The 4,469-nt window shown below is 46.0% G+C and carries 4 protein-coding genes; 3 read left to right on the top strand and 1 reads right to left on the bottom strand.

Going from position 1 to position 4,469, the window contains the following annotated elements; all coding sequences use genetic code 11:
- Positions 1–468 precede the first annotated feature (468 nt).
- Positions 469–1,134, top strand: coding sequence for an MBL fold metallo-hydrolase (locus tag B147_RS0106230; RefSeq protein ID WP_245568942.1), 666 nt, complete (start codon positions 469–471; stop codon positions 1,132–1,134).
- A 221-nt stretch (positions 1,135–1,355) separates the two neighbouring features.
- On the opposite strand, the gene B147_RS0106220 is transcribed toward B147_RS0106230, so the two are convergent.
- On the bottom strand, positions 1,356–1,904 hold the full coding sequence (locus B147_RS0106220) for a hypothetical protein (RefSeq protein ID WP_020586367.1): 549 nt from the start codon (positions 1,902–1,904) through the stop codon (positions 1,356–1,358).
- Positions 1,905–2,586: 682 nt separating this feature from the next.
- Here B147_RS0106220 and B147_RS0106205 point away from each other — a divergent pair.
- Positions 2,587–3,381 (top strand): N-acetyltransferase, encoded by a 795-nt coding sequence (locus B147_RS0106205; protein WP_020586364.1) that lies wholly within the window; start codon positions 2,587–2,589, stop codon positions 3,379–3,381.
- Between the two features lie 2 nt (positions 3,382–3,383).
- On the top strand, positions 3,384–4,103 hold the full coding sequence (locus B147_RS0106200) for a lysophospholipid acyltransferase family protein (protein WP_020586363.1): 720 nt from the start codon (positions 3,384–3,386) through the stop codon (positions 4,101–4,103).
- Positions 4,104–4,469: the final 366 nt, after the last annotated feature.

Here is a 4,469-nt window from a genome sequence, read left to right as displayed (position 1 = left end):
GCAACCACGGACAGGTAATCGAAACAGTTTCAAGCCTGGAATGGGGGAGAACTATGCCCGGACGGAATGAAAATCTTCGGTACAGGCCATGGTTTGTGTAGGAAGAACTACCTTTCCGATGCCTTCTGAAAGAAGGAAAGGCGGAATTTTCCCAAAAAGGAGTGGGCGGAACAACTTCGGCCGACCTTTTATTATTTATGCGTCAGCACTGCCCCAAAATCGTAAATATTGCTTTAAACCCAATAGTAGCGTATGACTGAAAGATAAATTTTCACGCTGGCCCCGGGCGAAGAAAGGGGGCAGCAAGGAGAACAGACCATATCGGAAATCATCCCCCCCAGGATGGGTTTCACAGAATCCGGCATCGGCTCCACGAGGTCTTTTTCGAAGCCGATACCCGGGCCGGTAAATGGTTTGACCAGTATTCCCAGGAGTATTTACTGGGCCATACAAAGGATAATAAAAACAGTGCACCACATACAGATGCTCCGACGGGTCACAGGACCCTATAACCTCAATACCTATTTTCTGGTCTGCAAAAAATCCCGGAAAACAATCATCATTGATCCGGGGGGAAGGGTTGAGGAGATAGCAGGTTTCATTCGGGAAAACGATATGATTCCTGATAAAATCTTGTTGACCCATGGGCATGCGGATCATTTTTTTTCCATGGATGCATTCAAAAAAATTGCGGAGATACCCTATTGCCTGCACGAGGCGGATGATGATTTCTTTAAAGATCCGGAAGTAAGACAAAAGATGAAACGGTCGCTTGGTCTGCCGCCGCCCTATCCGGCTGATATCAGAATGAATGACGGCGACACAGTTGCTTTCGGTTGTTGTGAACTGGCCGTTATCCATACCCCCGGACATACGCCCGGTTCGGTTTGTCTGTTGTGCGAGGACCATCTTTTTACCGGGGATGCCATCTTTGTGGGAGAGGCCGGACGCACGGATCTGCCGGGCGGGGACCTCCAGTGCCTGATCGACTCCATCAGGGTTAAAATACTGACTCTTGACAAAAAAACCGTGATCCTGCCGGGGCATTACCGGACCGGAGAGCCGTTCTGGTCAACCATAGAACAGGAGATGAAGACCAATATCTACATCACCGATTTCATTCTGGATGAATGAGATTGTTCACATACTTCCGATTTATATTCATCTTGAAAAAAATACCCCGGCACGGGTCACCATACCGGGTCATTTGATATCAGGGTTAAACTGCCGCAAGCAGGGAGGTGTTCATTTCATCATCGGTCTAGGCCAGGGTGGCCAGATCGTCGGAAACACCTAAGTTCTCAGTATCTGAAAGATAGAAGCCGGCATTTTTGGAAAAGGTGCTGTAATCCGTGTCACTGCCGGTCAATTCCAAGGCAGAGGCTGTATATTAGGAGGGTGCTGCCGTCGATCCGGACCTGGAGGTCTTCACCGGACTGGACATAAGTAAGCCGGGCGTCGGTGAAAATGAGCCAGTCCGTACCGCCGTCTCCGTTGATGATAGTGTCAGCACCGGAGCCCGGGCGGTAAACGTAACTATCTTTACGACCCTGTGCGGCAAAAGCCATTCTTTCAGAGTTGATTAAGTACCACCAGACCGCTTCCTCCCCCAGGTTTCCGGGCTTGATGCCTTGTTGTCCTTTCTTGAAAAAAGAAGATTCCAAGTTATAGAAAGGCTTGAATAAGACGGAATCACAATCGACAAAAAAGCGATCGTGAATGATTTTAACGTAATGAGCGACAAGTGCCGCGTGACTAAAATTATCCGTGGCAGCAGGGTTTATAGAATTCTCGACATGAATTTTTTTTTGTAACGCTGTGTTGAGATGAAAATGAGTTGCAATCACAACAAGAGGGAGACTGCAAATACCTGCGGCCCATTTTTTCCATTTTTTAGTTTTCATCAATACTATCCATTTTTATGATTTAGTTTTTTGATGCGATCCGGATAAAAAGCGTAATGGCCCGATTTTTGACGCACCTCTATGCGGCCGGACGGCGGCAAACCGGGGGAAAATCCTTTATTTATAAAAATGCTTATCCATATGCCTCCCAGAATGCAGCCGAAAATCCAAAACTTTTTCTTTTTTATTTTGTTAAATAAATTTTCCATAATCATTTCTTTTCAGTGATGAAATTTTCAGTTGTGGCGATGGAGGTGTCAAATACAAGACTTGCACTGACCCAGATGTTGATGGTTTCCGACAGCATGGTTATGAATACCGATATAGTCTGAAATCCCCATATTCCTTGGCTTCCGCAATTACAAATTTTTAGTACAAACAAGATTCTTTATCTGATCCATAGTAAGGTGATGAGGAAAAGTAAATCGGGGAAACTCTTAATTCATTCAAAAAAATGAAAAAATTTACATACAACCCATGTTTTTAAAATAGAACGGCGAAATGTGACAATTTCTTTTCTTTGAGTATGATGTCTTTTAAGCCAATTGTGCCCAAACACGCTTCTAACCAACCGATAACCAATTCTTAAATATTTTAATGTAAATTTAGCTGGTTATGGGATCTGTTTCAGCACAGCTAAATGGAACGTCATCAAACTCAATAAAAACCAATAGGAAAATGTATGAATTTCATTATCAAGGTGTATCAGGAACCTGGCCGCGTGCATTCAGATGAGTCCATTGACGACCTTGCCCGGGATATCCGGGAAATCGCAGGCGACTGCTTCCATGAATTGCCTGAATACCAGGCCATTGTGGGTACCCGAAAGGCTCTTTCGGACAAACTCATCGCCTTGGCCAAGGATGAGAACGGTACACCCCAGGGGTTCTGCTCCATGGTGTTTTTAGACATTGAGGATGTGGGGCGGATTCTGCATCTGGGCCTGACCTGCGTTCGGCCCAAAGCCAGGGGCAAAAGGCTCACGCATCTGCTGATAAAAAGAGCCTTGACCGGATACCTTTTCAAACAGAATCCCTTTGGTAAAATCTGGATCTCCAACTGCGCAGGCGTGTTGTCAAGCCTGGGCAATGTGGCCATGCACTTTGAGCAGGTATTTCCTTCCCCCTTTTACACAGACCGCCCCGATGCCACCCACTTAAAAATTGCAAGAGCCATAAATGATCAATTCAGGCAAGAGATGTATGTATTGCAAAACGCGGTCCTTGATGAAAAAAATTTTGTATTTCGGGGTAGCGTAAAAGACACGGTTTTTCATAAGGAAAAAAATGATTTGGCCTATCATCACAGAAAACGCGGCCTGAATCGGTTTTACGCCAATATGATGAATTTCGAGCAGGGTGACGAAGTGCTCCAGATCGGCTATTTCCGTATGGTATCTTTGATTAAATACATATTGCGCCAGCGCAGGGTGAAACAGCTTAACAGGCAGCAGGAACACCCCGTGCTGGGGCTGTAAATATGGCCGGGTTGAGATCTTCTTACAAGTTGTTCATGGTCATTGGAATTACAATAGTAAGTCTCCTGCGACTGGCTGTGGCTGTGGCATCATCGGGATGGTCCCCGGATCTGGTGGCGTCCCGGGCACGGCAGTGGGCCGGTATGCTGGTCAAAGGTCTTGGCATTCATATTGAACAGACCGGCGACATCCCCGAAGATGGGGCTTTGGTGGTTTCCAATCACAGGTCCTACCTGGACATCGTTGTCATCCTTTACCACCTGAATGCTGCCTTTCTGGCTAAAAAGGAGCTGGAATCCTGGCCCATATTCGGTTTGGCAGCCAAACGGGGAAACACGGTATTTGTGGACAGGTCCAGTGCTGAAAGCAGGGCAATGGCTCGGCAGGCCATAGGCGAAAGACTGGCCCAGGGGATCAGCGTGGTGGTGTTCCCCGAAGGCACCACATCGGCCGGCCCCGGTATCCTTCCCTTTAAAAACGGCATATTTCACCTGGCTGCAACAAAAGACATTCCTGTTGTTCCCGTGGCGGTCTGTTATGAAAATCCCAAAGCAGCCTGGATAGGGGACGATTTTTTCCTGCCCCACTTTCTGGCAATTTTCAAAATATCTCAGTTAAAAGCCCGTTTAAGCTTTGGCACGGTTCTAAGGATATCCGACGGTGATACCCTTAAGATAACAGCCCAGACCAGTGTTCAACAGCAATTAAAATCGATTCAATAACAGCCATCGACCGTTTTATAAGAAACTCTCTGTAACCTACAGAGATGTTTCAATATTCGTTGTGGTCCGAACCACGGTCAAAGACCAAGGACGGTCCGTGACCGTTTATAAGAAAGTTCCAATAAGTTGTTGAATTACTTTCTTACTTTGTTGTGGGCTACACCTCGGTGCTGATATGTCAGGTCAGCCCATGGCTGTTTATATGAAACACTCCCCTCAAAAAAGGGAATAGCGTTCCATTGGTTGTATGGCTTTTTGTTCCACAACACTTTTATTACCGTTACAAATTGAAGGTATCAAATCAATAAAGCTATCTCTTTCGGATAACAATTCAAGCACAGAAGACAACTTTTTAAATCATCAGCG

This window comes from Desulfobacter curvatus DSM 3379 (assembly GCF_000373985.1).
GTDB lineage: Bacteria > Desulfobacterota > Desulfobacteria > Desulfobacterales > Desulfobacteraceae > Desulfobacter > Desulfobacter curvatus.
The sequence above is the reverse complement of the archived record's forward strand: the minus strand, read 5'-3'. Positions and strand labels throughout refer to the sequence as shown.